General features: G+C 61.0%; 4 protein-coding genes. 1 reads left to right on the top strand and 3 read right to left on the bottom strand.

All coding sequences use genetic code 11. The features are described 5' to 3' along the window. Positions 1–159: 159 nt before the first annotated feature. Entirely contained in the window at positions 160–1,077 is a 918-nt protein-coding gene (locus tag A4A58_RS17590) for an amino acid ABC transporter substrate-binding protein (RefSeq protein WP_068734434.1), read from the bottom strand. Positions 1,078–1,085: 8 nt separating this feature from the next. Further along, positions 1,086–2,381, bottom strand: a complete 1,296-nt coding sequence (locus A4A58_RS17585) for a dicarboxylate/amino acid:cation symporter (RefSeq protein ID WP_068734431.1) — start codon at positions 2,379–2,381, stop codon at positions 1,086–1,088. Between the two features lie 225 nt (positions 2,382–2,606). Between A4A58_RS17585 and A4A58_RS17580 the strand changes: the two genes are divergently transcribed. Next, the gene (locus A4A58_RS17580; protein ID WP_068734427.1) at positions 2,607–3,608 is read left to right on the top strand and encodes an NADP-dependent oxidoreductase; all 1,002 of its coding nucleotides are present in this window, start codon (positions 2,607–2,609) and stop codon (positions 3,606–3,608) included. A 109-nt stretch (positions 3,609–3,717) separates the two neighbouring features. Here A4A58_RS17580 and A4A58_RS17575 read toward each other — a convergent pair whose 3' ends face one another. Then, complete coding sequence (locus A4A58_RS17575) at positions 3,718–3,915, bottom strand: hypothetical protein (RefSeq protein ID WP_068734426.1); 198 nt, start codon at positions 3,913–3,915, stop codon at positions 3,718–3,720. Between the last annotated feature and the right edge of the window lie 310 nt (positions 3,916–4,225).

The following is a 4,225-nucleotide window of genomic DNA, read 5'->3' as shown; positions in this document are numbered from 1 at the left end:
CCAAGGTCGCACTCATCGCCGTTGCCCGAAAGCTCCTCATCACCGCCAACGCGCTCGTCAAAGCCAACAAACACTATGACGGAGAGACCCAGCCTCATTGACACACAAGACAGTCGCCGGGTTCGCGCAAGAGCGCGCCCCGGAATGACCGCTACGCGGTCAATTCGTCCCACCAGCGCTGTCGTCCAGCACCTTGAAGCTCTCTTCCAGCTGCGGCGAGATCGAAACGCCCATGCGCTCGCCGGTCGGCAGGCGGGCGACGAACCATTTGTTATAGAGCGGGATCAGATCACGGTTGGAGCCGAGCCGTCGAAACGCACGCTCGACGACAGCCGCAAGCTGCGGCTCACCCTTACGAAACATGATGCCGTAGGGATCATAGGACAGGTAATCGCCGACCACGCGGAACTTGTCCTGCGACTTGTGCCGCGCGATCAGGCCCGACAGCAGGATATCGTCGGTCGCGAAGGCATCGGCCTTGCCGTCGACCAGCATCTGGTAGCTCTGCTCATGATCGGGCGAGACCACGATGTTGAGGCCGAGATTGAACTTCTTGTCGACAGCATGCATCGCCTGTTCATTGGTGGTGCCTTTGGTAACGACAATGGTCTTGCCCTTGAAGTCAGTCGGTGCAGTACCCGCCGTGGTTTTCGGCACCATCAGCTTGGTGCCGGCGACAAACATCAGCGGCGAGAACGCAACCTGCTTGCGCCGTTCGGCATTGGCCGTGGTCGAGCCGCATTCGAGATCGATCTTGCCGTCGACCACCGCGGGAATGCGATCGTCCGACGTCACTTTTACATATTCGATCTTGAGCTGGGGATCGTCGACCTCGATGCCGATATCCTCGACGATGGCCTCGCAGAGTTCGAGACTGTAGCCGATCGGCCGGCCCGCCTGATCGAGGAACGAGAATGGCGGCGAGCTCTCGCGGTAGCCGAGCTTGACCATATGCGCCTTCTTGATCGCCGCCAGCGTCGGGCTAAGCCCTTCCGCAGGCGCTTGCGCCTGCGCAGTCGTCGCCAGCAGCAAAGCTGCCAGAAGCCCGGTGATCGAACCGGTCAGATAGTAGCGCATCACGCACCTCAACCATGTCCGAGGGCGGGGATTTCTCCGGGAATCATGTCGCCAGGCACCACATCGTCGGGACCCAGCTCATGTTCGGGCGCGAGTTCGCCTTCCCATTTCGCGACCACCGCCGTAGCCAGCGAGTTGCCGATCACATTGGTAGCGCTGCGGCCCATGTCGAGGAAGGTGTCGATACCCATGATCATCAACAGGCCGGCTTCCGGAATGTTGAACTGGCTCAACGTGGACGCGATCACCACCAAGGACGCGCGCGGTACGCCGGCGACGCCCTTCGAGGTGATCATCAGCGTTGCCAGCATTGCGAGCTGCGTGCCGAGCGACATCTCGATGTGATAGGTCTGCGCGATAAAGATACTGGCGAAGGTGCAGTACATCATCGTGCCATCGAGATTGAACGAATAGCCCAGCGGCAGGACGAAGCTAGAAATGCGCGACGAGGCGCCGAAGCGGTTGAGGCCTTCCAGCGTCTTCGGATATGCGGCTTCCGAACTCGCCGTGGAGAAGGCGATCATCAAGGGTTCGCGGATCAGCCGCAGCAGATGGCTGTAGCGCGGGCCGATGACGATGAAGCCGACCACCACGAGGATACCCCACAGAATCGCCAGCGACAGATAGAAGCCGCCCATGAAGACGATCAGCTTCCACAACACGCCGAGGCCGTTCTTCGACACGGTCGCCATGATCGCCGCCCACACCGCGAGCGGCGCGAACAGCATCACATAGCCGGTAACCTTCAGCATGATGTGGCCGAGGTCATCGATCAGCTGCAGCATAGGCTTGGAGCGTTCCGGCATGGCGCCCATCGCAACTGCGAAGAACACGGCAAAGATGACGATCTGCAGGATCTCGTTCTGTGCCATCGCGTCCGCGATGGAGGTCGGGATCAAATGGGTGAGGAATTTCTCGATCGAGAAGGCCGACACTGGCAGGCCCGTCGACTGGCCCGCGGCCGGCAGCGTTCCCGGGAAATTTGCGCCCGGCTGCAACAGGTTGACCATCACGAGGCCGAGCAGCAGCGAGATGAAGGAGGCGCTGACGAACCAACCCATGGTCTTGGCGAAGATGCGGCCGAGCTTGGAGCCCGAGCCCATATGGGCGATGCCGCCGACCAGCGTGGCGAAGACCAGGGGCGCGATGATCATCTTGATCAGGCGCAGGAATAACATGGCGATCAGATTGACGTCGGCCGCGATCTCGACACGGCTATCGGGCAAATAGTTGAAAACCAGCGAGCCCATCACGATGCCCAGCGCCATCGCGATCAGAATGTATTGCGTAAACCTGTTCGTCATACCGACCCCCGTTACACATTCCCAACTGCGACAGTCTGTCATATTGATCAGAGCGCGCAACAGCGTTCGTCGGATTTGGTATCATCGGGTAGCAAATAGCCATTGTGAGATGGCGCACTGCCGCTTAGCGTCGGCACCAACTACAAAAACTGTGCAACCTGATTGTTTTATGCGCGACAGTTGCAACAAGTTTCGACAGAGAAAACCAACAGGGAGACAACGGCCATGACCGACACCGTCAATCATCAGGTGCTACTCGTCGAAAAGCCCACAGGAAAATTGGGGCCCGAGCATTTCAAACTATCAGAGGGCCAGATTCCCGAGCCGAAAGATGGCGAAGCGCTGCTCCGCGTGCGTTACATCTCGCTCGATGCCGCCAATCGCGCATGGATGCACGGCGCGACCTATCGCGCGGCTGTCGAGGCCAATACGGTGATGGCGGGCGGCGGCATTGCCGAAGTCGTGTCGTCGAAGTCGCCTGCGCTGAAGCCGGGTGACATCGTGTTCGGCGACACCGGCTGGCAGAATTACGCGGCGGTGCCGGCCAAGCATCTCAACAAGATGCCATCAATGGAACCGATGACGCATCTGCTCAGCGTCTATGGCATCGCCGGGCTCACAGCCTATTTCGGCCTGCTCGACGTCGGCAAGCCCAAGGCAGGCGAGACCGTCGTCGTCTCGGCGGCGGCAGGCTCGGTCGGATCCATCGTCGGCCAGATCGCCAAGATCAAGGGCTGCCGTGTGATCGGCATCGCCGGCGGCAAGGACAAATGCGACTGGCTGACTGGGGAACTCGGCTTCGATGCCGCGGTGGACTACAAGGACGGCGCGGTGTTCAAGGCGCTGAAGGCGGCTGCGCCGGGTGGCATCGACGTCTATTTCGACAATGTCGGCGGCGACATCCTCGAGGCCTGTCTCGCACAAATGAATCTCAACGGCCGCATCGCCTGCTGCGGCGCCATCTCGCAATATGACGGCGCGCCCTCGGCGACCGGCCCCCGCGGCGTGCCCGGTCTCATCGTGGTGAAACGCCTGATCATGCAGGGCTTCATCGTGATGGACTATATGAACCAGCGCGAAAAGGCTTTGGCCGATCTGCAGTCCTGGGTCGCCGCCGGCAAGCTCAAGGTGCAGGAAGATGTCATCGACGGGCTGGAGAACACGCCGCAGGCGCTGATCGGTTTGCTGGCCGGTGAGAACCGGGGCAAGCGAATGGTGAAGGTGTAGGGAGATAGTGTAGCGGCGCTTTCTTGTCCCTCCCCCTTGCGCGGCGCAGCCGCGCGCGGTGGGGAGGGTGGCTGGCTGAAGGCCAGACGGGTGGGGTGCTTCCACTGGCTCAGTGCTTGCGGAGGCACCCCACCCCGGCCTCCACTTCGTCGATGCTTGGCATCGCCTTGCTCGGCCGACTACGGCGGACGAATTCGTCCGCCGGCCCCCACTGCGCATTGCTACGCAATGCTTGACGGAGGGAGACTTCTGGCGCCAGTGCGCCATCGCTGATGTAAATGTCAAACAGCCACTGCTCTTCAGACATGCGTCATCACCCCCATTGTTTGCGGCGCGGGGGCGCCGTCGTCTTTTGCATTCCTGCCCCTGTGAGAGGGCGTGCGGAACGCCGGGTGCCCGTTGCACCCTTGGGCCTGATGCGAATGCGGTCTTCCGCAAGTGAGTGCATCAGGACTTTCGGAGGCGTCAGGCAAGTGCCCGACGTTCCGCCTGCGGTGTTTTTTCGGTTGCTTGCGCTTCGCCATGGCGAACGATCCGATCACCAAAATTACAGTCCCAAGGCGAAGGGACAGGGTGCCTCAAGCGAGTAAGCCGAACGCGTTTTGACCTGGTCGTCC

The sequence above is a fragment of the Tardiphaga robiniae genome, assembly GCF_001618955.1.
Taxonomy (GTDB): Bacteria; Pseudomonadota; Alphaproteobacteria; order Rhizobiales; family Xanthobacteraceae; genus Tardiphaga; species Tardiphaga robiniae_A.
The sequence above is the reverse complement of the archived record's forward strand: the minus strand, read 5'-3'. Positions and strand labels throughout refer to the sequence as shown.

What these genes read in the sequence shown, in the direction of transcription:
- A4A58_RS17590 (WP_068734434.1), bottom strand. Translation starts at nt 1,077, where the DNA reads ATGCGCTACTATCTGACCGGTTCGATCACCGGGCTTCTGGCAGCTTTG.
- A4A58_RS17585 (WP_068734431.1), bottom strand. Translation starts at nt 2,381, where the DNA reads ATGACGAACAGGTTTACGCAATACATTCTGATCGCGATGGCGCTGGGC.
- A4A58_RS17580 (WP_068734427.1), top strand. Translation starts at nt 2,607, where the DNA reads ATGACCGACACCGTCAATCATCAGGTGCTACTCGTCGAAAAGCCCACA.
- A4A58_RS17575 (WP_068734426.1), bottom strand. Translation starts at nt 3,915, where the DNA reads ATGTCTGAAGAGCAGTGGCTGTTTGACATTTACATCAGCGATGGCGCA.